Source organism: Flavobacterium pectinovorum (assembly GCF_006438875.1).
GTDB classification, from domain to species: Bacteria; Bacteroidota; Bacteroidia; order Flavobacteriales; family Flavobacteriaceae; genus Flavobacterium; species Flavobacterium pectinovorum_A.
Window position 1 is genome coordinate 304,737 of record NZ_RCZH01000004.1, and the last position, 22,105, is coordinate 326,841.

The window sequence follows — 22,105 nt, forward strand, 5'->3', positions numbered from 1 at the left end:
ACAAAAGTTTCCGGAACAAAAGATATAGTGAATAACCCGACTCTATTTTTGACCTAAATTAAAAAAGGACAAAAATAGAGTCACGCCCATATCTTACAAATCAAAATCTTTTTTTATTTCTTTTATCGCTTCTTTTACCTGCAATTTAATGCTCTTAAAAGTTTCGATAATTTCTTTTTTCTTGCCTTCTGCTTTTGTCCACGCTTCTACTTGAAGAATTTCTTCAAAAGCCACATTTAATCCCATTAAATCTAATGTAGGTTTTATTTTATGGGCATAAGAATAAGCATATTTATGATCCTTTTTCTTGATTCCTTCTTTGATTTGTTTTAAATCTTCTGGAACTTCGGTAACAAATAATTTTAGAATTTCGTTTACAAATTCAGGATCGTTGTCTGAAAGTGCATACACTTTCGAAAGGTTGTACTTTAAAGCCATTATTTTACTTGTATTCTGAATAATTTTTTATCTTCTAAAAAGCCTTCTAAAACGTCATTTGGTTTAACTGCGGCAACACCTGCTGGCGTTCCTGTAAAAATAATATCACCAATTTTTAAGGTGAAATATTGAGATACATAAGAAATCAGCTCATCAATTTTCCAAAGCATCAAGCTTGTATTACCTTTTTGAACTGTTTCAGAATTGTTTGTTAACTCAAATGTAAGATTTTCCATCGAAACAAAATCAGTTTTTGGCAAAAAGTCTCCAATGACCGCAGAGCCATCAAACGCTTTTGCTTTTTCCCAAGGCAAGCCTTTCGCTTTCAATTTATCTTGTAAATCTCTGGCTGTAAAGTCGATACCTACACTTATTTCATCGTAATACTTATGAGCAAATTTAGGTTCAATATACTTCCCTACCTTATTAATTTTAACAATTATCTCAATTTCGTGATGAATTTCTTCAGAAAATTCCGGAATTACAAACGGATGCTGCTTTAACAAAACTGCCGAATCAGGCTTCATAAAAACCACCGGTTCTGTTGGGCGTTCGTTTTTTAATTCTTCAATATGATTGGTATAATTTCTACCGATACAAATTATCTTCATTTCTTTTAAGTTTTCAATCGCAGTTTTCAGTCTCAGTTTTCAGTCTCAGTTTCAGTCGCAGTTTAAAAACTGAAAACTGACACTGAAAACTCATTACTGCGACTGAAAACTTATTTCGTATTTAACTTTCTTAATTTAATTGCTGTTAAGACTTTCTTGGTATATAAAGGAAAATCGGCATTTTGAATCCAGCTGAAATATCCCGGCTCTGTTTCCAGAATTTTATCAACTTTAGCTCCTTTATGTTTTCCGAAGGTAAATATCTCTTCGTTGTCTTTATCAAAAGCAATCATTCCGGCAAAATCCGCTATTTTTTTTCGGGTTGTAAATTCAGATAATGATTTCATGTCATTTTCTAAATCCGGATAACGATCTAATTGCGCTTTTAAAATCTCATAAGTCGCCATTGTATCTGCTTCTGCTGAATGCGCATTTTCAAGATTTTTTCCGCAATAAAATTTCAGTGCTGCACTTAAGGTGCGTTCTTCCATTTTATGAAAAATAGTCTGAACATCTACCGAAACTTTATTTTTCATATCAAAGTCGACTCCGGCACGAAGCAATTCTTCAGCCAGCAAAGGAATATCAAAACGATCTGAATTAAATCCTCCCAAATCACTATCCTTAATCATATTATGAACTTGCTGAGCCAGTTCTGCAAAAGTAGGTTCGTTTGCTACTTTTTCATCTGTGATGCCATGAACAGCTGTAGTTTGCGGCGGAATTGGAATCGTTGGGTTCACCAACCAGGTTTTACTTTCTTTATTTCCGTTTGGAAAAACTTTGAATATCGAAATTTCTACAATTCGATCTTTACCGATGTCAATTCCGGTTGTTTCAAGATCAAAAAAGCAAATTGGTTTGTTGAGTTTGAGTTCCATTTTTTAATTTTATAAGATTACAAATGTAATTTTTAAAGCCGAATTTCCTCTTTTAATTCTTGATTTTTTTTAAACAAAAATGGATTCAATTCCCATATTTTAACTTTTAAAATCGTTCTTAAAGTAGGCATTTGTTCATTTTTTTGGGGTCAACACAAAAATCTGAGAAGAAATACAAAACATTTTGATTGTAAATAATTCTACCACAGAGTACACAAAGTTCATATCTACAAGACTTTTAAAAAAAACAGAGAACACAAAGCTTTGTGAAACTTTGTAAAAAAAACTTTATGTTCTCCTATGTTTATCAAGTTAATTTTTTATTCACGGATTATATAGATTAAAAAGGTTTTTTTGCCACAAATTTCACAAATTTCCACAAATTAATTCGCGCTGATTCGTGAAATTCGTGGCTGATAAACTTTGCATTTTTGTGGTAAAATCTGCGTACTCTGCAGTACAAAATCCGTTACTATTTTATCGCAGAGAACATAAAACTTTTGCGAACCTTGCGCAAAACCTTTGCTAACTTTGCGGTGAAATTCATTCCCAAAGCAGGCAATTGTTCGTTTTTTGCTCTTTTGCCACAAAACAAAAAACCCGAGAAATTTCAATAATTTCTCGGGTTCTCTTCTATTTTTATATTATTTTAGAAATCTCTATCTACATCAAAAGCTTCTAAATATTCTGCTACTCGTTTCACAAAACTTCCACCTAAAGCGCCATCAACAACTCTGTGATCGTAAGAATGCGATAAGAACATTTTTTGACGAATTCCGATAAAATCACCTTCCGGAGTTTCGATAACTGCAGGCACTTTACGAATTGCACCCAAAGCCAGAATTCCAACTTGTGGCTGATTGATAATTGGAGTTCCAAAAACACTTCCAAAAGTCCCCACATTCGTCACCGTATAAGTTCCGCCTTGAGTATCGTCCGGTTTTAATTTTCCTGTTTTTGCACGGTTTCCTAAATCGTTAACCGCTTTTGCCATTCCAACCAAATTCAACTGATCAGCATTTTTAATTACGGGAACAATTAAATTTCCGTTTGGTAAAGCTGCAGCCATTCCTAAATTTATATTTTTCTTTTTGATGATATAATCTCCATCAACAGAAATGTTCATTCCAGGGAAATCTTTTAGCGCTTTTGCAACTGCTTCCATCATAATTGGCGTAAAAGTCAACTTCTCACCTTCTCTCTTTTCGAAAGCGGTTTTCACTTTTTCTCTCCATTTTACGATATTCGTTACATCAACTTCGATAAATGATTGTACGTGAGCCGAAGTTTGTACCGAAGCCACCATATAACCAGAAATTAGCTTACGCATTCTGTCCATTTCGATGATTTCATCACCTCCGTTTACAGAAACCGGAACTGCTTGTTGGCTTTTTTGAACCGGAGCGGCTACAGGCTGTGCTACTTTTGGAGCTTCAGCAACAGCTTTTGGAGCTTCAACGACACCATCTTTACGATCTTCAATATATTTTAAAATATCTTCTTTTGTTACGCGGCCATCTTTTCCTGAACCAGCAATATTTTCTAATTCAGTAACAGAAATCCCTTCTTCTTTTGCAATATTTTTTACTAGAGGAGAAAAGAACTTATCAGATCCTGAAAAATCTTGTGGAGCAGCAACAACATCTTTTGCTACTTCTATTGTTTTCTCGATTTCAGCAACTTCTGCAGGAGCAGCAACTTCTTCGGTTACTTTTGCCACTGGTGCGTCACCTTCTGTTTCAATAATCGCAATGGTTTGTCCTACCTGAACCAAATCGTCTTTACCAAACAATTGTTCAACTAAAATCCCTGAAACCTCGCTTGGTACTTCACTGTCAACCTTATCGGTTGCAATTTCCAGTACTGCTTCATCAGCCTCAATTCTGTCTCCTACTTCTTTCAACCAGTTGGTAATAGTTGCTTCAGCGACACTTTCTCCCATTTTAGGAAGCTTTAATTCAAATCTTGCCATATTGTTAATCTAAAGGATGATTTTGATTTTCTGATTGCGAAATTACTGAATATTTTAAATATAAATTACACTTAATATAATTTTTTACTCAATTTTTATAATTTGCCCTCTATCGTTCCGGGAATTGCTTCCAATTATAAAATTGGTGTTTTTGGGGAAAATCTTAAAAGTAATGTTCTTATCTTTAAGAGTTTCTATGATTTTGATACATTTTTTGAACGAAACATAGTGATTATCCAAAATAATCTCCCCTCTTTTACCCTTAAAAACCAGCCACGAATTTACCATTTTTTCTTTTTTTAAATCCAAAAACAGTACTTTATTTTTTAAAATAGAAGGTAATTTTTCAGACAAAATTTTATTTTCGGAGTAAAAAATGAAACTTTCAGCTAAAGGTTTTGCCTTAATTTTTCCCTGAAACATTTTTGCAAAAGAGAAAAACCAAATTCCAATTTGAATAAAAAAAGTAAAAAACCACGATTTCCTGAAATGCTTTTGATAAAAGAAATTCATAGCTTCCTGAAAACGTTTCATGTATTTTTCGTCTTTAATCGTACTTTCTCCTTTATAGTGCAAAACGGTTGTTTCGTGAAAATAATAATTCACCTTTTGTTTCTGCAAAACACGATACGACAAATCAATATCATCAGCATACATGAAACAATCTTCATCAAAACCTTCAAGTTCCAGATATAAATCGCGTTTTAGAAACATAAAAGCTCCAACTAAAATAGCAACTTTTCCGGTTTCATTTTCGTTTAAATGCTGCGCATAATATTGGTTGAAAAGATTCGTTTTTGGAAAAATTTTATACCAACCAAAAATCTTTGTAAACGCAATCCAGGGCGTTGGAACTCCGCGTTTGCTTTCCGGCAGAAATTTTCCTGTTCCGTCAATTAGTTTACAGCCTACAATTCCTAAATTTATTTGCCTTTCGGCGAAAGCCAAAATCTTAATAAACGTATCTTCTGCAACAACGGTATCAGGGTTTAATATGCATATGTATTTTCCGCGAGCTTGAGAAACTCCAATATTATTACCTTTTGGAAAACCAAAATTGACTTTATTTTCAATCAATTTTACATTTGGAAACTTATTTTTCATCATCTGACAACTATCGTCTGATGAATTATTATCAATTACAATAATTTCGGCATCAAGCGTAGAAAGCGCTTCCTGAACACTTAAAACACATTGTTCCAGAAAGTAACGTACATTATAATTAAGAATAATTACCGATAATTGCATGAATTATATAAGGATTGTATTTTTGGGGAAGTTAGAAATTTTCAGATAAACCCAATCGTAAAGACCAATCGTTTTTACTTACTCCAAAATCCAGAACCAAATTACTATTGTTTTGCTTGTTCCATTTGATACGCAACCCGGTTCCTACAGCAGGATTCCACTTTTGAAAATCGTAGGTATCTAACTTTGAAACCGAAGAAAGATTAGCAAAAAATACAGCTCCCCAAAATCCGTTTTTAGAAATATCTGTTCGATATTCACTTTCAAAATAGATTAAAGCATTACTCCTGAATCTATTTCTGGTAAAACCACGTCCCGTTTTACCATCACGATCCCAACCAATACTGGGCAAATCCAGATAATGAGGTTTTCCGCCAAAAGTAGACCAATAAAAAGCTCTATATGCGAGAACCCGATGTTTGTATTTACTAAAAGAATGGTATTTTCGAGCATCAAAATAGATTGAATTCCATCTTTTTCCGTCAACTCCAGTTGTGTTTATCCTATAATCTGCTTCTACATACAAGCCTTGTTCCGGATTCACATTGTTTTTTCTGGAATCATAAAGTGCCTGAACCGCAACCCCAAAAGAGTTTTCATCAGAGAAATCTCCATTCATATATTTGTAATAATCCGTTTGATCATCAATATAGGATTCTTCAGAAATATTTTGATAATTATCCAATAGTACTCCTAATCCCATGCGGAAATTACCAATTATTTTTCGGGTAGCAAACTGATAAAAACGCCATTGCTGATAATCTAAAGTCGACATTTTTTTATCCGTATTATGTCCGCCCAAACCATAAGTATCCTGCGGATAAATCATAAAACGATAATCTCCAATAAAATTCCATTTATTGTCTTTTGTATAAATATAAGACGTGATTGGAAAAACATATTGTTTGGTAAAACTGAAATAAGGAGAAAAAGTAACCTGAGACATTTTGGTCGTATTGCTGTCGCCGAGATAAAATGTGGTTAAAAAAGAAACAACCAATCCGGCACTTTTATTGGCATCAACAGGTACGGGAAGCAGCGAAAATGCAATCTTCTTGTCAGGATTCATTCTTACGGAGTCATTCTTGTGGAATAACTTATACAAAACATCCAAAATATCTTTTTCATTATTTAAGATAGTGTCATTCTGTATCGTATCATTCTGTGAATAACAAAATGGCATAAAAAAAATAAAAAATAAAATAAGCAGCGATTTTACAATTTTCATTCCGTAAGATTTTCAGAGACAACTTCTTACAAATTTAAAATTTAATTTAAGATAGAGGCTCATTTGTAAAATAATAAACAGCGAAAAACTACAAGAAATCGCAAAAAAGTATATTTTTGATTTTAAACTAAATAGTTTTCTATGAAAAGCAGAGTATTAATTGTAATTGGTTCCTTTTTCTTCCTACTAACAATCTTTTTCATATCAAGTTTTTCAAGCATTCAAAATGATTTAGATTCAAGAAATCTTGTAAAATCTTCTACTTGGTATATTGCTGGTCCAGCCAAAGAAAATCAGGAAACAATTAATACAATTCGCGAAAAGAAAGGAATTATCAGGGTAACTGCCAAAGATAATCCGGTTGGAGAAATAGAACTAAATGTCATGATTACGGCATCAGATTCAAATGATGGTATCCCGACAAACTTGTCTGATAATTCAAAATTCGTAAGTATAACTTATAAATCGTCATCTCTTATAAAATTGCAGGCAAGAGAGGAAAATAATGAAGGAACTGGTTGTGTGCATGGCGGATCGCATCCGAGAGTCGATATTCAGGCTTCGCCAAAAAAGTTTGTAACAATAAAAATTCCCTGGTCAAACTTTAAACAAGACGGATTACCAAACGGAAAACTTTTAAATATTCATAATCTTTGTAAATTCAATTTTGTGAATTACCATCCTGTTTCAGGGGCATTTTTAGAAATAAAATCAGTTATAGTTCAAAATTAAAAAACATGAAAACAAGACTTTTTCTTTTACTTTTAGTGGTCACATTATTTTCAAATTTTGGCTATAGCCAAAAAAAATCGGCAAATTCTAAAATCGATATTAATGGAGTTTGGGAAGATATAAATCCCGGCGTTCAGAATGCAGTTGCCATAATATCAGAACAAAACGGAAAAGTTATTTTCTCGCATTATTTAGAGTGGAAAGGACAAAAATTCGTAGAAAGCGGAGTAGGAAAACGAATTGGAAACACAATTGGTTATACAGTAGAGGTTACTTTACCTATTAAAGGCTGGGCAACCGCAGGAACACATACCTTGACATTGTCTGAAGATGGAAATACTTTAGAAGGCACTTTTGTAGACAATAAAAAAAGAACCGGACCTATTGCGTTTAAGCGTGTAAGATAAATTTTGTTTCAGGTTGAATTGAGAATATTTACCGCAAAGATTAAGGTTTACGTAAAGTTCAAAAAGCTTTGTCTAGTTTTTTTTCTCGCAGATTTGGCAGATTGAGCAGATCTAGTAAAAAAAAAATCTGCCAAATCTGCCAAATCTGCGAGAGAATTTGATAACAAAGCTTGTTTAAATATTCATTACAAATGCAATTGAATTTTATACTTGTTACATAACTTCATCACAAATAACATTATCGTTGAAAAAACCAATGACCAAATAATTCCCGGAACTCCTTCGCGGAAATAGCCCGGAATAATATGAATATTAAAAGCTTTACAGAAATAATAAATTACTCCCGGTAAAATATAAATCAACAAGGGATTTGCAGCCGCAGGCATAAAGAAATTACTCCATTTGGTTTGTTTTTTAATTTCCATCAACCAATACAGAAAATAGAATAATACCGTGCAAATCGTTGCCGAAAACATCGTCCAGGATGGCGTTCCTTTAATTTTTGAAATCCCGAAATATGGTCTTAACAAATATCCTGTCACAAAAAACAAAACTGCAAAACTAATTACCGCCCAATTGATTTTAGCCGCAACTTTTCGATCAAAAAACAACAACGAAATTACAACTCCTGCACTTACTAACGCAGCATGTGTCAAATGTCCCGCTATAAAACTTAACCACGGCGTTTGTTGTATTACAGATCCTTCTGTCAGATTAATTGAATTGGCAATAACGCAAACAACCAAAAAAGCAATCATTGCCCATAATTTTCCTGAGACAAGCCAATAATAAATTACTGTAATAAGATACGCCCAACCTATTAATCCCAGAATTCCCCACCATTTAGGTGTCATACCAATTTCGCCCGTATCCCGAACATATAAAAAATATAGCACTACCATAACTAACATTCCTCCGTATTGAAGTGTATTTTTTAACCAAACTGGAAAATCCTTAGCATATTTATTCCAAATTGGGATAGGCATTGCATATGCCAGAAGTCCCCAAATTGCAGGTGCAATAATCATTTTTGTTGCATCATAACCATATTCAGCATTGACCATAAAAACGCCAATAATAATTAAGGCCAAAGCTCTTTTTAACGTATGCGTCCAAATCGTTCTGGTACTATCACCTTTTAATAATCGGGCATTAAAGGCAAACGGAACTGACATTCCTACAATAAATAAGAAGGCCGGAAAAACGACATCTACAAAAGTCATAGCATCTGCATCTGCCGGCATGTGCTTTAACCATTGCGGCACATTAGTAATACTTGCCAGTTCATTTACAAAAATCATTATAAAAATGGTAATTCCACGTAAAGCATCTATCGAAATAATCCTTTGATTGTATAAATTTTCTTTAATTTTCATAAAATTCCTCAGTATTGATAATAACAAATATAAACTAATGAACGAGATGTCAGATTAGGTTTCTGTAACAAATTTGCAATAAATCGTTTTAAATAAATCCTTTACTCAATATTACCAAAAATCCTTGCGGTTTTTTTACTTTTGCACCTATGTTATCATTCTTTAAATCCAAACCTTACTTAAAGGACCTTATTCCGGGAGGCTTTGTAGACATCCATTCCCATTTATTACCAGGCATTGATGATGGCGCGAAAACTATTAACGAAACTATAAAACTTGCAAAAGCTTTTCAGGAAATGGGCTTTTCGCAATTCCTGACTACACCCCATGTTAGTCACTACATCTGGAATAATTCTCCGGAAATTATTATTGATAATTGTACAAAAACAAAACTTTTACTGGAAGAGAACAACCTTGAAATTCCGTTTCAGGCTGCAGCCGAATATTTAATTGATGATTCGTTTGAAAGTCATTTCAAAAACAAAAAACTTCTTACGCTAAAAGATAATTATGTATTGGTAGAAATATCATACATGAACGCTCCTATAGAATTATATAAAACATTATTTGAATTGCAGCTTGCAGGTTACATTCCGGTTCTGGCACATCCCGAACGTTATTCATACTATCATAAAAACTTTAGTGAATATGAAAAATTAAAAAAAGCAGGATGTTTATTTCAATTGAATTTATTGTCGACAGTTGGTTATTATGGAGAACGAATAAGTAAAGTTGCAGATGAACTCCTTAAAAAAGGAATGTATGATTTTGCAGGATCTGATGTTCACCACATGAAGCATATTGCCTCTTTTAGCAACAAAATTAAAATAAACAACATTACTAATCTAAAAGAAGTTATTGCTAACAATCAGTTTTTTAAATCTTAATTAGTAAGCGTTATCTTCCCCTTTAAAAATATTGAGAACTGTTTTTATAATGATTTTTACATCTAATAACAGGCTCCAGTTTTCGATATACCAAATATCATATTCTACCCTGTTTTCCATGTCGCTCAAGACTTTCGTTTCTCCACGGTAACCATTGACCTGCGCCCAACCTGTAATTCCGGGTTTAGCATACTGACGCACTAAATAATTATTGATTAAATCACTGTATTCTTTTGCAAGATTTACCATATGAGGCCTTGGTCCCACTACAGACATATCTCCATAAAAAACATTGAAAAACTGAGGCAACTCATCAATACTTGTTTTACGAATAAAAGCACCAAATTTAGTAATACGACTATCTCCTTTTTCGGCCTGTTTTTTATGTGCTAATCCATTAACGTACATACTTCTAAATTTAAAACACATAAAAGTTCGATTATCACGACCTGATCTCTCTTGTTTGAAAAATATTGGTCCAGGCGATTCCAGTTTAATAATCAACATTATAATAGGAAACAACCACGGAAATATCAGCAAAATTACAAAAGCCGAAAAAACAATATCAAAGGCTTTTTTTGCGAGTCTGTTCACCACAAGCTCCAACGGTTCTGTACGAAACATCAATACAGGTGTGTTTTCATAAAAAACAACTTCTACTTTACTTGATTTTGTGTACAATTGAAAATCAGGAATAAACTTAATTCGAATCATATTTTGTTCGCAAATTCTAGTCAGCTCATTTATAATTTCAATATTATCAATATGTAATGCTACGTACATTTCATCTATTTGTTTTTCGTCCACAAATTTCAGAATTGCATCAAAACCTCCTAAAACCAGAGAAGGATCAACAATTCCTATGTCTATAGAGTCATCAAAAAAGCCAAGAAATTTATACCCATAAGTCAAATCTTTCGCTAATATTTTTCGGATTTTCTCACCTGATTCATTAACACCTACAACAATAAAAGTTTTAAAATTATACCCTTTGGCTCTAATGAATTTTAAAAGCTTCATTGAGAAATAACGAGAAAACATCAATAAGCAGAAGAAAATCAGATAGAAATAAAACAATCTAAGTCTGGAAATGTCCGTATATTTCAAGTACACGACAAAAATCGAAATTAAAGCAGCATGAATCAGCAGTTTTTTTATGGTTCTGAACAATATCGATTCTATAGGTTCTACCCTAATACTTCTGTTTGAATCATTCTGAAGCAATAATACTATCCAAATTAAAATTGCCAGCAATGAAACTACTCTTTCTTCTTTTGATAAGAGTTTGTCCAAACTTTCAAATCTGGCTAATGCCGACAAAATTGTGGCAAGGTTCAATAATACTACATCCACTAAAACAAATAAAAGTTTAAAATAGCGTGAAAAACGATAATGTGATAGTTTTTGTAGAATTTTCATACTGGAATTTTATGCTTAATTTTAGACCAAAATTTAATTAAAAATTAGCACCGCAAAATAATATTTTAATTAGTTTTTTCGGTACTATTTAGCATCTATTCTTTAGAAAGTTTACTTTTATAAGATGCAGATTTAATATTGCAGATTATGCTTAAAACAATTTTACTTTTTTTTCTGATTTCATCTTTTGCAAATGCGCAAATATCAGGTTGCACAGATCCACTTTCAAAGAATTATAATCCATTAGCAACTATCAATAACGGTAGCTGTCAATATGCTTCTCTCAAAATTAAACCCCAATATTCCAAAAAATTATCCGACTCGATCAAAGAAACTTCCGGATTAATTTCTTTTAACAATTTATTATGGACGCATAATGATGATCATGACAAAACGATTTACGGATTGGATTCATTAGGTACTATAAAAAGAAAAATAATACTGGACAAAGTAAAAAACAACGACTGGGAAGAAATTTCGCAAGATAGTACGCATATATACATTGGTGATTTTGGAAATAATTACGCAGGAAACAGAACAGATTTGCATATTCTGAAAATAGAAAAAGAATCTTTCTTAGAAGGAAATGCAAACATTGAAACTATTTCTTTTCAATATTCTAATCAAACTGATTTTTCTCCAAAAAAACAAAACACAACCAATTTTGATTGTGAAGCGTTTATTGTGAGCAAAGACTCTATTTATTTGTTTACCAAAGAATGGAATACTTCAAAAACCAGTATTTATGCGATACCTAATAAATCCGGTAATCACGTCGCACAACTAAAAGACACTCTTGATACAAAAGGTCTGGTAACTGGCGCAACTTATCTGGAATCAAAAAAACTCATTGTACTTTGCGGTTATTCTAAAATAGGAAAACCTTTTTTGTACCTATTATATGATTACAAAAACAATGCTTTTTTATCCGGAAACAAACGAAGGATTACGATAAAACTGCCCATTATTCAAATTGAAGGCATCGCGACCAAAGATGGTTTACATTATTATTTGACAAATGAATCTTTGATTCGGAAACCAATTTTGAATATTCCTCAACAAATTCATTATTTTGATCTGAGTACAATACTACAATCCTATCTCCATAAATAATTCGTAAATGGCAATATAAAAGTTTACTTTTGCAAAAAAGTTATGTTTTGTAAAACATTCATAGCTTATAATTTATAACTCATATTTTACAAAGTGAATTACTTATCTGTAGAAAATATATCGAAGTCATTTGGCGAAAGAACGCTTTTTGACAATATCTCATTTGGAATCAATAAAGACCAAAAAATTGCTTTTATAGCTAAAAATGGTTCGGGGAAAACAACCATTATGAGTATTATCAATGGTTTGGATGAGCCTGATACAGGGCAAGTAGTTTTGAGAAAAGGCATCAAAATGGCTTTTCTGTCACAAAACAACAACTTGCAAGATGAGTTGACTATTGAAGAAAGCATTTTCGCATCTGATAATGAAACTTTAAAAGTTATAGAGAAATACGAAAAAGCACTTGAAAATCCAGACGATGAAGAAGCTTATCAAAAAGCTTTTGACGGAATGGATCAGCATAATGCGTGGGATTTTGAAACGCAATACAAGCAAATTTTATTCAAATTAAAGTTGGAAGATTTTAAACTTAAAGTAAAAAATCTTTCGGGTGGGCAAAAAAAACGTCTTTCATTGGCTATCATTTTGATTAATCGCCCTGATTTATTGATTCTTGATGAGCCAACCAACCACTTAGATCTTGAAATGATCGAATGGCTGGAAAGTTACTTTGCAAAAGAAAATATAACTCTGTTTATGGTTACGCACGACCGTTTCTTTCTGGAGCGTGTTTGTAATGAAATCATAGAACTTGATAATGGTAAATTGTACCAATACAAAGGAAATTACTCTTATTATTTAGAGAAAAAAGAAGAGCGAATTGCGTCTGAAAATGCCAGTGTTGACAAGGCAAAAAACTTATTTGTAAAAGAATTAGAGTGGATGCGCCGTCAGCCAAAAGCGAGAACTACAAAATCAAAATCGCGTCAGGATGATTTTTATGTAATTAAAGAAAAAGCACAAAGCCGTCGTCTCGAAAATAAAGTTGAACTTGAAATTAATATGGAACGTATGGGAAGCAAGATTATCGAGCTTCACAAAATTTCTAAAAAATTCAAGGATCATGTTATTCTGGATAATTTCAGTTTTGATTTTCAACGTGGAGAACGTATTGGAATCATTGGTAAAAACGGAACCGGAAAATCTACTTTTTTAAATCTGCTTACCGGAACACTTCCATTAGATAGTGGTCGCGTAGTAAAAGGTGAAACTATAAAGGTTGGCTATTATACGCAAAGCGGAATTAATCCAAAACCGAATCAGCGTGTTATAGATATTATCAAAGAATACGGTGAATTTATTCCGTTGGCAAAAGGCAGAATGATTTCGGCTTCGCAATTGTTAGAGCGTTTTCTTTTTGATGCTAAAAAACAATATGATTTTGTCGAAAAATTAAGTGGTGGCGAATTAAAACGTTTGTATTTATGTACCGTTTTAATTCAGAATCCAAACTTCTTGATTCTGGATGAGCCTACAAACGATTTAGATATCGTAACATTGAATGTACTGGAAAGTTTTCTTTTAGATTATCCGGGATGTTTATTGGTAGTTTCTCACGACCGTTATTTTATGGATAAAATTGTCGATCATTTATTTATCTTCAGAGGAAATGGTGAAATCGAAAGCTTCCCAGGAAACTATTCTGATTTTAGAGCTTATGAAGATAGTGCCGATGTTGCTCAAAAAGAAGAAAACAAAGCCGATAAAAAAGATTGGAAACAAAATAATCCAACTGGAAATCTAACTTTCAATGAGCAGAAAGAATATCAAAAACTAGAAAGAGAAATAAAAGATTTAGAAATTGATAAAACTAAAATCGAACAATTATTCTCTGACGGTAAAGTTGCAGATGCTGATATTGAGAAAAAAGCAAACGAATTACAAAACATCATTAATAAAATAGATCAAAAAGAAGAACGCTGGTTTGAGCTTTCGGCTAAGATTGAAGGGTAATTTTTTAGTTTTCAGTCTCAGTTTTCAGTTTTTCTTTGAGATTATTTTTTTTAAATAAATATAAGCTTTTTCTTATTTTTTTATTATCCTTGCAGAAATTAAACAATGGATTTTAAAGAATTATTGGCTTATAAAAAGTCGTTTGAACTTGCAATGGAAATATTTGAACTATCAAAGACATTTCCAAAAGAGGAAAAATATTCCTTAACAGATCAGGTACGACGCTCTTCAAGGAGCGTTTCCGCGAATATTGCAGAATCTTATAGAAAAAGAAGATATGTAAATCATTTTATAAGTAAGCTAACGGACAGCGATGCTGAAAATTCAGAAACTAATGTTTGGTTAAACTTCTCCTTAAAATGCGAATACATTAACCAGGAAACTTTTGAATCTCTAAATTCAAAAAACTTAGAAATAGGTAAACTAATTAATTACATGATAAACAATCCAGATAAATTTGGATGTAGAAATTGATCACACAAAATGAAAACTGAGACCGAGACTGAAAACTCTTTTTCATTATATTTACAGCTTTAAAAAATCTACTTTTTATGAAACATCTTTTTTCTGCCTTATTGGTAATGACCCTTTTTATTTCTTGCACTAGTAATGATACACCTACTGCTCTAGTACCTCCAAAAACAGATTATACTGTTGAAAACGATAAAGAAATCACAGATTACATTGCTAAAAACAAACTAACAGCTTTTAAAACCGATTCGGGTTTGTATTATGTAATCACTGAACCTGGAACCGGAACACAACCAACAGCAACATCAAATGTGACTGTCGCTTACAAAGGCTACTATACAAACGGAAAAATAGTGGATCAAAGCACTGCTGCAGGTCTGTCTTTTGATTTAAATAAAGTTATCAAAGGTTGGACTGAAGGTATTCCTTTGTTTAAAGAAGGTGGAAGTGGAATTTTACTAGTTCCGTCACATTTAGGCTACGGAAGTTTTACTAATAATGGAATTCCTGGAGGTTCAGTACTTGTTTTTGACGTTAAATTAATTAAAGTCAACAAATAGAAAACATAAAATTATCTCATATAAAAAACCACAACAATATTATTTGTTGTGGTTTTTTATTTTATGAGCAAAATAAGCGTTGAAAAAATAGAAGAAAAAATACAATCAATTTTGATAAAAACCTCAATTTCATTATGTAATAATTTGAAAAAATTCTATAAATAATAAACCCATATGTTTTACGAGCTTTGTTTAAGTTAAAATAAATTCAAATTTAAAACATATACAAAATGGAAAATTTACATAATCCTGACGGAACTAAACGCGAGATTGTAACTGGAATGTTTTCAGATCGCGACAGTATAGAAAGAGCATATAGCAACTTAAATGAAAGAGGCTATACAAAAGATGAAATTAATCTTATAATGTCAGATGATACTCGAAAAAAATATTATTCAGACAAAGATGATCATTCAGAACTAGGAACAAAAGCAGCTGAAACTGCCGGAACAGGTTCCGCAATTGGAGGAACTATTGGTGCTATTGTTGGCGTAATTGCAGCATTAGGAACTAGTCTTGTTATTCCTGGATTAGGATTAATTATAGCTGGTCCATTAGCTGCAGGATTGGCCGGTGCCGGAGCCGGAGGAATTACTGGTGGTTTAATAGGCGCTTTAGTAGGATCCGGAATTCCGGAAGACAGAGCAAAAGTCTATGAAAATGGAATTAAAGATGGACGTGTTGTATTAGGAGTTCACACTCGTAATAAAGAAGATGCTGAATACTTTGAGCAAATATGGAGAGCAAATAAAGGTGAAAATATTTACCGATAATATTATTTCTTCAATCAATAAAAAACCACAACAAAAATTTAATTCTGTTGTGGTTTTTTATTGTAAACTAAAAACTGTAAACTGAGACTAAAAAATCACCAAGGAATCGGATTATAGTCTTTCAAAAACTTTCCGCACCAATGTTTTCCTGTATTGATTCCGTCAAACAAAGGATCCATAACACGCGCTGCGCCATCGACAATATCCAATGGCGGTTGAAAATCTTCCAGTTCTTGTTTCTTTTTTGCCAATTCGGCAGGATCTTCGTCAGTTACCCAACCTGTATCAACGGCATTCATAAAAATACCGTGTTTTGCTAACGTTCCGGACGAAGTATGTGTTAACATATTCAAAGCAGCTTTTGCCATATTCGTATGCGGATGACGATCTTCTTTAAAAAAGCGATGAAATTTTCCTTCCATAGCCGAAACATTTATAATATGTTTTTTACCCGTATTATCTTTCTTCATAACTTCCGAAAGACGGTTGCATAACACAAAAGGCGCAACAGAATTCACCAATTGCACTTCGATCATTTCTGTAGTTTCTATTTGACCCAAACGTAAACGCCAACTATTTGTTTTTCGCAAATCGACTTGTTGTAAATCAGCATCAAGTTCTCCTTCCGGAAAAACCTCATTTGCTACAAGCGCATTATCAAAAGAATACGGAATTTGAGATAATTGAGCCGAAGCACGCAAACCAATTCCGGGTTCTGGTCCGTGCCAGGTTACCGGCATGTTTTCATTGGAAGAAAATCCAGTTGTCAGAACTTTTAACTCGTCGAGACAATTAAGGTGATCTCCCAATAATTCTTGCGCTTGTTTAGGCAATGCATTTATTGGCAATTCTTCATTCGCCATTAAATGGGAATAAAATCCTGAAGGTCGTCTAACCGTTTGCGCTGCATTATTAATCAAAATATCCAAGCGTTCATACTTTTGCTCTATAAAATTGCAAAAGATTTCCACACTCGGAATATGTCGTAAATCCAAACCATGAATTTTTAATCGATGTCCCCATTCCATGAAATCAGCTTCTTTTGCAAAACGCAAAGCCGAATCTACCGGAAAACGCGTCGTAGCGATAACTGTTGCACCACCACGCAAAAGCATCAATGTAATATGATATCCAATTTTTAATCGGGAACCCGTGATAACTGCAACTTGACCTTTTACATCTGCAGTCTGGAAACGTTTGGCATAATTAAAATCGCCACAATCCGTACACATTGTATCATAAAAGTGGTGCATTTTTGTAAATTCTGTTTTACAAACGTAACAATTTCTGGGAGTTTCAAGCTCTAATTGTTCTTTGCTGGCAAGATCATTAAAAGCCAATAATTTTGGCGCAACAAATATACTTGCTTCTCTTGCATGACGAATTCCGGTTTCTTTACGAGCGGTCTTGTCTTTCTTTTCCTTTTTACGTTTGGCAGCTTGCAATCCATCTTTAACCCGTCTTGAAAACTCATCTCTGTCAGGTCTTGAAAAAAGTCCTGCTTCTTTGATTAATGCGATTCGCTGCTCTTTTGGAATATCAAAAATCTGATCTGTATTGGTATTTAATTGTGCTAAAATCGCAATGCATTGATTAATCTCCTCTGAGGTTATTGTATTCTTACTTTCCACTTCTTCCTTCAACATTATAAAATGTATTACTATTGCTTAATGCGCAAATATACTCTTTTTAAAAATCGAAAAGTCCAAAGTCAGAAGCCACAAAGAAATACTCGTGTCTTTAAAACTTTTGACTTTACGACTTTCGGTTTTTTTGTATCTTCGCGCCTACTTGTAAACATTTATATGCTATTTCAAATTAAATCTTATTTAAAATTCCTTTGGGATTCCAAAAACGAACATGGAGTTCATTCGCCATTTGTGTTTAATTTATTGACAAAATGTTTTTATGACAAGAAACCAAAACCTGAATATTCGATTTTGCGAAACTATCGAAAATCATTACTCAATAACAAAAACTTCATTGAAGTAACTGATTTTGGTGCGGGTTCAAAAGTTTTTAAATCGAATAGAAGACAGATTTCTAAAATTGCATCGACAGCAGGAATTTCTCCAAAACGTGCCGAACTATTATTTCGTGTAACTAATTATTTTCAGCCAAAAAACATTCTTGAGATTGGAACTTCATTAGGTTTGGCAACTTCTGCCCTAGCTTTAGGAAACACAAACGCAAAAGTGATTACGCTTGAAGGTTGCCCGCAAACAGCAGGTGTCGCAAAAAGTCAATTAAATGAATTTGAGTATAATAATGTTGATCCTGTAATTACAGAATTCGAAAATTATCTTGAAGACCTTCAACTGAGACTGAATACTGCCACTGAAAACTTTGATCTAATATATTTCGATGGAAATCATTCTAAAAAAGCCACATTAGCTTATTTTGATCTTTTGTTACCAACGATTACTAATGATTCTGTTTGGATTTTTGATGATATTCATTGGTCTTTAGAAATGGAAGAAGCTTGGGAAATCATAAAAAATCATCCAAAAGTAACCGTAACAATTGATACTTTTCAATGGGGATTTGTTTTTTTCAGATATGAGCAAGAAAAAGAACATTTTGTGATTCGTGCTTAATTATAAAACACATCATCAGATAAACTATTCTAAAATCAGATATAATATCCTACAAAAATAGATATTTTTATGAAATGTTTTTTTATCTTTGAAATTCACTTTTTAGTAGAGATAGCTTTATCTTTGAACCTTTAGAAAAATAACACTCATTATGGAACAGAAAATTCATCAGGGAAGAAACGTAAAACGTTTCAGAGAAATGCTTGGCATCAAACAGGAAGCACTAGCTTATGATTTGGGAGAAGACTGGAACCAAAAGAAAATTTCTATACTGGAACAGAAAGAGGTAATTGAAGACAATCTGCTGAAACAAATCTCTCACTCTATGAAAATTCCTCTTGAAGCTTTTCAAAATTTTGATCAAGATCAGGCATTAAATATTATTTCTAATACTTTTAGTGATAGTACATTAATAATTAATAACTACAATCCAATTGAAAAGATTATTCAATTGCATGAAGAAAAAATCGCACTGTATGAGCGTATGCTGAAAGAGAAAAATGAAATGATGGCAATGCTTGAAAAACTAATTAGCAAATAATTGAGTAAAATGCTCAAACCATAAAAAAAGACGATCATTGCTGATCGTCTTTTTCATACTAATTCAATTTTATAAATAATTATTTTTTAGCTTCTTTGGTTTCTTCAGATTTAGCTCCCATTCTATTTAAAGTATACATTGGAGCAAATTTCAATTTCAAACCGGCAATTTTTCTGTTATCTTCAGATGTTAAACCTTCTTTTTCAACCGTATTTTTTCGGCTGTCAAGCGCTTCATACATCATTTTAACTTCATCCCAGTCTTCTCTTGAATATTTATCTTTGTTATCTTCAACAGTATGAACAAATTGCTGATAAACACTATGAATATTTTTAGCATTTACCCAATCAAAATTCATATCATCTCCTATTTTTCCTTCTCCAAATAAAGCATTACGCAATTGTTGTTTTGGACTTGGAGCAGGTGGGGCAAAAACGGCGGTCATTTCTTTTTTAAACTCTTCATATTTTACTTTACTTGTATTCACTTTTTCGGTCGCAGCCGAATTGTCTTTAATATCAGCTAAAGCTAATTCAGCTTCCTGAGCTTTTTTATCATATTCGGCATCAACCGCTTTCCAATCTGCTTTCAAATCAGCAGAGGCAACATTTTTTACTGAATCGACATAAGCGACATACGAGTCGACAGTTTTTTGAGCCTTCTCTTGTTTTTCATCTTTACATGATGTAAAGCTTAATGCTATAATAGCTAGTCCTGATAATAATTGTATGTTTTTCATAATTCTGATTATTTAAATATTTATACCAAATATAAGCTACAAAACAGAGCATCATATTACACAATTATCACTTTTATAATATTTAAAACATTATAATTCAATAAAATCACGAAAAAATGGAAATTATATAAAAATAATACAAAATCACATAACAGATTTCCATCTGATTAAATTATAATTTTTATAAAAATGATAATTTGTAGAAAATCATGATTTTAAATCCTGACAGCTGTAACAAAAATCAATTAGAAACTACTTATCGTTTATTGAAAAGTGTTTTGTACTTTTAAATCCAAAATTGTAAATCGAAATGGCAAATCCATTAATTAAAATAACAGACATAAAACGAAATTTTGTTCTTGGTAACGAAATCGTTTATGTCTTAAAAGGAATTAATTTAGAAATCAATAAAGGTGAATATGTAGCTTTAATGGGACCATCCGGTTCCGGAAAATCAACTTTAATGAACTTATTAGGTTGTTTAGACACGCCAACTTCCGGACATTATGTGTTAAACGGAAAAGATGTGAGTCAAATGAAAGATGATGAGTTGGCAGGAATTCGAAACAAAGAAATTGGATTTGTGTTTCAAACCTTCAATCTTTTGCCAAGAACCACCGCTTTAGATAATGTAGCATTACCAATGATTTATGCCGGATATTCAAAATCAGACCGCACCAAACGAGCGGAAGAAGTTTTGAAACAAGTAAATCTGGAAGACCGAATGGATCATCAGCCCAATCAGCTTTCGGGAGGACAACGTCAGCGTGTTGCAATTGCCCGCTCTTTGGTCAACAAACCTTCTATTATCCTTGCCGATGAACCAACCGGAAACTTAGACAGTAAAACGTCTGTAGAAATCATGAAGCTTTTTGGAGATATCCATGCGCAGGGAAATACTGTAATTCTGGTTACTCACGAAGAAGATATTGCAGCTTATGCACATCGTGTAATTCGTTTACGTGACGGTTTGATAGAAAGTGACACTACAAAATAATTTTAGATTTTTGATTTTAGATTTTAGATTTTTTTCTAAATCATAAATTTTGAATTCTCATTTCAATCTAAAATCAAAAATCTACAATCTACAATATAATGAAAGTATATACAAAAACAGGAGATAAAGGAACAACAGCTCTTTTTGGAGGCACACGCGTTCCTAAAGATCATATCAGAATTGACAGTTACGGAACTGTTGACGAATTGAACTCTTATATAGGACTCATTCGTGATCAGGAAATCGATGCACATTATAAAACTATATTAATCGAAATTCAGGATCGTTTGTTTACTGTTGGAGCCATTTTGGCAACTCCGGCAGAAAAAGAAGTATTAAAAAACGGCGAACTTCGCTTGAAAAATCTCGGAATCATCGATACTGATATCGAATTATTAGAAAACGAAATTGATAAAATGGAAGAAAGTCTTCCGCAAATGACTCATTTTGTTTTACCCGGAGGACATCCAACTGTGTCACATTGTCATATAGCACGTTGTATTTGTCGTCGTGCAGAGCGTTTGGCAGTACATCTAAGCCATAATGAACACGTTCCTGAGATTGCAATTATGTACTTAAACCGACTTTCTGACTACCTTTTTGTCTTGGCACGGAAGTTGTCGTCAGACTTAAAAGCGGATGAAGTGAAATGGATTCCCAGAAAGTAAACAGTTTACAGTCGCAGTCACAGTTTTACACTGAAAACCGGCACTGAAAACTGAATATTAAAAAAGAAGTAAACAGTAGCAATTTTCAGTTTTTAGACTGTAAACTGGCACCGAAAACTGAATACTAAACAGAGACGTTCTTAAATTTTATTAAAATAAATCAAATTTTACTTGTCTTTTTCAGTAAAAAATTTATTTTTGCACAAACTAAACAGATAACAGATGTATTGGACATTAGAATTAGCATCTTATTTAAGTGATGCGCCATGGCCTGCTAACAAAGACGAACTTATTGACTACGCTATTAGAGCAGGTGCTCCATTAGAAGTAGTAGAAAACCTTCAGTCAATTGAAGATGAAGGCGAGATATATGAATCAATGGAAGAAATTTGGCCTGATTATCCAACAGACGAAGATTATCTTTGGAATGAGGATGAATATTAAAAAATAAACCAAAGAAAAAAGTCTCATCACCGAGACTTTTTTTTTGG

23 protein-coding genes are annotated in these 22,105 nt (G+C 32.8%); 13 read left to right on the forward strand and 10 right to left on the reverse strand.

Annotated features, from left to right (window positions below; all coding sequences use genetic code 11):
- Window positions 1-93: 93 nt before the first annotated feature.
- From EAH81_RS07595 to EAH81_RS07620, 6 genes are all read right to left on the reverse strand, one after another.
- Window positions 94-438, reverse strand: a complete 345-nt coding sequence (locus tag EAH81_RS07595; RefSeq protein ID WP_140505522.1) for an Hpt domain-containing protein — start codon at window positions 436-438, stop codon at window positions 94-96.
- Window positions 438-1,049 (reverse strand): fumarylacetoacetate hydrolase family protein, encoded by a 612-nt coding sequence (locus tag EAH81_RS07600; protein WP_140505524.1) that lies wholly within the window; start codon window positions 1,047-1,049, stop codon window positions 438-440. The genes EAH81_RS07595 and EAH81_RS07600 overlap by 1 nt, the downstream gene beginning before the upstream one ends.
- A 110-nt stretch (window positions 1,050-1,159) precedes the next feature.
- Window positions 1,160-1,930, reverse strand: coding sequence for a 3'-5' exonuclease (locus EAH81_RS07605; protein WP_140505526.1), 771 nt, complete (start codon window positions 1,928-1,930; stop codon window positions 1,160-1,162).
- 649 nt (window positions 1,931-2,579) lie between these two features.
- Window positions 2,580-3,902, reverse strand: a complete 1,323-nt coding sequence (locus EAH81_RS07610; RefSeq protein WP_140505528.1) for a dihydrolipoamide acetyltransferase family protein — start codon at window positions 3,900-3,902, stop codon at window positions 2,580-2,582.
- An 84-nt stretch (window positions 3,903-3,986) separates the two neighbouring features.
- The gene (locus EAH81_RS07615; RefSeq protein ID WP_140505530.1) at window positions 3,987-5,150 is read right to left on the reverse strand and encodes a glycosyltransferase family 2 protein; all 1,164 of its coding nucleotides are present in this window, start codon (window positions 5,148-5,150) and stop codon (window positions 3,987-3,989) included.
- Window positions 5,151-5,181: 31 nt separating this feature from the next.
- Entirely contained in the window at window positions 5,182-6,378 is a 1,197-nt protein-coding gene (locus EAH81_RS07620) for a hypothetical protein (RefSeq protein WP_241676533.1), read from the reverse strand.
- Window positions 6,379-6,519: 141 nt separating this feature from the next.
- Here EAH81_RS07620 and EAH81_RS07625 point away from each other — a divergent pair, with 141 nt between their 5' ends.
- Window positions 6,520-7,110, forward strand: a complete 591-nt coding sequence (locus EAH81_RS07625; protein ID WP_140505532.1) for a hypothetical protein — start codon at window positions 6,520-6,522, stop codon at window positions 7,108-7,110.
- 5 nt (window positions 7,111-7,115) lie between these two features.
- Window positions 7,116-7,517 (forward strand): hypothetical protein, encoded by a 402-nt coding sequence (locus tag EAH81_RS07630; protein WP_140505534.1) that lies wholly within the window; start codon window positions 7,116-7,118, stop codon window positions 7,515-7,517.
- A 185-nt stretch (window positions 7,518-7,702) separates the two neighbouring features.
- Here the strand turns inward: EAH81_RS07630 and EAH81_RS07635 are convergent, their stop codons facing one another.
- Window positions 7,703-8,893: a DUF5009 domain-containing protein gene (locus tag EAH81_RS07635; protein WP_140505536.1), complete on the reverse strand. Its 1,191-nt coding sequence runs from the start codon at window positions 8,891-8,893 to the stop codon at window positions 7,703-7,705.
- Window positions 8,894-9,042: 149 nt separating this feature from the next.
- Between EAH81_RS07635 and EAH81_RS07640 the strand changes: the two genes are divergently transcribed.
- The gene (locus EAH81_RS07640) at window positions 9,043-9,780 is read left to right on the forward strand and encodes a tyrosine-protein phosphatase (RefSeq protein WP_140505538.1); all 738 of its coding nucleotides are present in this window, start codon (window positions 9,043-9,045) and stop codon (window positions 9,778-9,780) included.
- Here EAH81_RS07640 and EAH81_RS07645 read toward each other — a convergent pair whose 3' ends face one another.
- On the reverse strand, window positions 9,781-11,199 hold the full coding sequence (locus EAH81_RS07645; protein WP_140505539.1) for an undecaprenyl-phosphate glucose phosphotransferase: 1,419 nt from the start codon (window positions 11,197-11,199) through the stop codon (window positions 9,781-9,783). It abuts the gene before it with no gap.
- A gap of 147 nt (window positions 11,200-11,346) precedes the next feature.
- On the opposite strand from EAH81_RS07645, the gene EAH81_RS07650 reads away from it, so the two are divergent.
- The 5 genes from EAH81_RS07650 (at window position 11,347) to EAH81_RS07670 (ending at window position 16,072) form a co-directional block, all read left to right on the forward strand.
- The gene (locus EAH81_RS07650) at window positions 11,347-12,312 is read left to right on the forward strand and encodes a T9SS C-terminal target domain-containing protein (RefSeq protein ID WP_140505541.1); all 966 of its coding nucleotides are present in this window, start codon (window positions 11,347-11,349) and stop codon (window positions 12,310-12,312) included.
- 93 nt (window positions 12,313-12,405) lie between these two features.
- Window positions 12,406-14,268: an ABC-F family ATP-binding cassette domain-containing protein gene (locus EAH81_RS07655; RefSeq protein WP_140505543.1), complete on the forward strand. Its 1,863-nt coding sequence runs from the start codon at window positions 12,406-12,408 to the stop codon at window positions 14,266-14,268.
- A 105-nt stretch (window positions 14,269-14,373) separates the two neighbouring features.
- Window positions 14,374-14,742, forward strand: a complete 369-nt coding sequence (locus tag EAH81_RS07660; RefSeq protein ID WP_140505545.1) for a four helix bundle protein — start codon at window positions 14,374-14,376, stop codon at window positions 14,740-14,742.
- A 77-nt stretch (window positions 14,743-14,819) separates the two neighbouring features.
- Window positions 14,820-15,299 (forward strand): FKBP-type peptidyl-prolyl cis-trans isomerase, encoded by a 480-nt coding sequence (locus EAH81_RS07665; RefSeq protein WP_140505547.1) that lies wholly within the window; start codon window positions 14,820-14,822, stop codon window positions 15,297-15,299.
- A 230-nt stretch (window positions 15,300-15,529) separates the two neighbouring features.
- Window positions 15,530-16,072 (forward strand): hypothetical protein, encoded by a 543-nt coding sequence (locus EAH81_RS07670; RefSeq protein ID WP_140505549.1) that lies wholly within the window; start codon window positions 15,530-15,532, stop codon window positions 16,070-16,072.
- Between the two features lie 95 nt (window positions 16,073-16,167).
- Here EAH81_RS07670 and EAH81_RS07675 read toward each other — a convergent pair whose 3' ends face one another.
- Window positions 16,168-17,718: an SDR family oxidoreductase gene (locus EAH81_RS07675; protein ID WP_140505551.1), complete on the reverse strand. Its 1,551-nt coding sequence runs from the start codon at window positions 17,716-17,718 to the stop codon at window positions 16,168-16,170.
- A 159-nt stretch (window positions 17,719-17,877) separates the two neighbouring features.
- On the opposite strand from EAH81_RS07675, the gene EAH81_RS07680 reads away from it, so the two are divergent.
- On the forward strand, window positions 17,878-18,669 hold the full coding sequence (locus EAH81_RS07680) for an O-methyltransferase (protein ID WP_140505554.1): 792 nt from the start codon (window positions 17,878-17,880) through the stop codon (window positions 18,667-18,669).
- A 151-nt stretch (window positions 18,670-18,820) separates the two neighbouring features.
- On the forward strand, window positions 18,821-19,210 hold the full coding sequence (locus EAH81_RS07685; protein WP_140505556.1) for a helix-turn-helix domain-containing protein: 390 nt from the start codon (window positions 18,821-18,823) through the stop codon (window positions 19,208-19,210).
- 79 nt (window positions 19,211-19,289) lie between these two features.
- Here the strand turns inward: EAH81_RS07685 and EAH81_RS07690 are convergent, their stop codons facing one another.
- Complete coding sequence (locus EAH81_RS07690; RefSeq protein ID WP_140505559.1) at window positions 19,290-19,949, reverse strand: DUF6565 domain-containing protein; 660 nt, start codon at window positions 19,947-19,949, stop codon at window positions 19,290-19,292.
- 310 nt (window positions 19,950-20,259) lie between these two features.
- Here EAH81_RS07690 and EAH81_RS07695 point away from each other — a divergent pair, with 310 nt between their 5' ends.
- The 3 genes from EAH81_RS07695 (at window position 20,260) to EAH81_RS07705 (ending at window position 22,058) form a co-directional block, all read left to right on the forward strand.
- The gene (locus EAH81_RS07695; protein WP_140505561.1) at window positions 20,260-20,946 is read left to right on the forward strand and encodes an ABC transporter ATP-binding protein; all 687 of its coding nucleotides are present in this window, start codon (window positions 20,260-20,262) and stop codon (window positions 20,944-20,946) included.
- A gap of 98 nt (window positions 20,947-21,044) precedes the next feature.
- Window positions 21,045-21,614, forward strand: a complete 570-nt coding sequence (locus EAH81_RS07700; RefSeq protein WP_140505564.1) for a cob(I)yrinic acid a,c-diamide adenosyltransferase — start codon at window positions 21,045-21,047, stop codon at window positions 21,612-21,614.
- A gap of 222 nt (window positions 21,615-21,836) precedes the next feature.
- Complete coding sequence (locus EAH81_RS07705) at window positions 21,837-22,058, forward strand: DUF2795 domain-containing protein (RefSeq protein ID WP_007138072.1); 222 nt, start codon at window positions 21,837-21,839, stop codon at window positions 22,056-22,058.
- The last annotated feature ends 47 nt before the right edge of the window (window positions 22,059-22,105 follow it).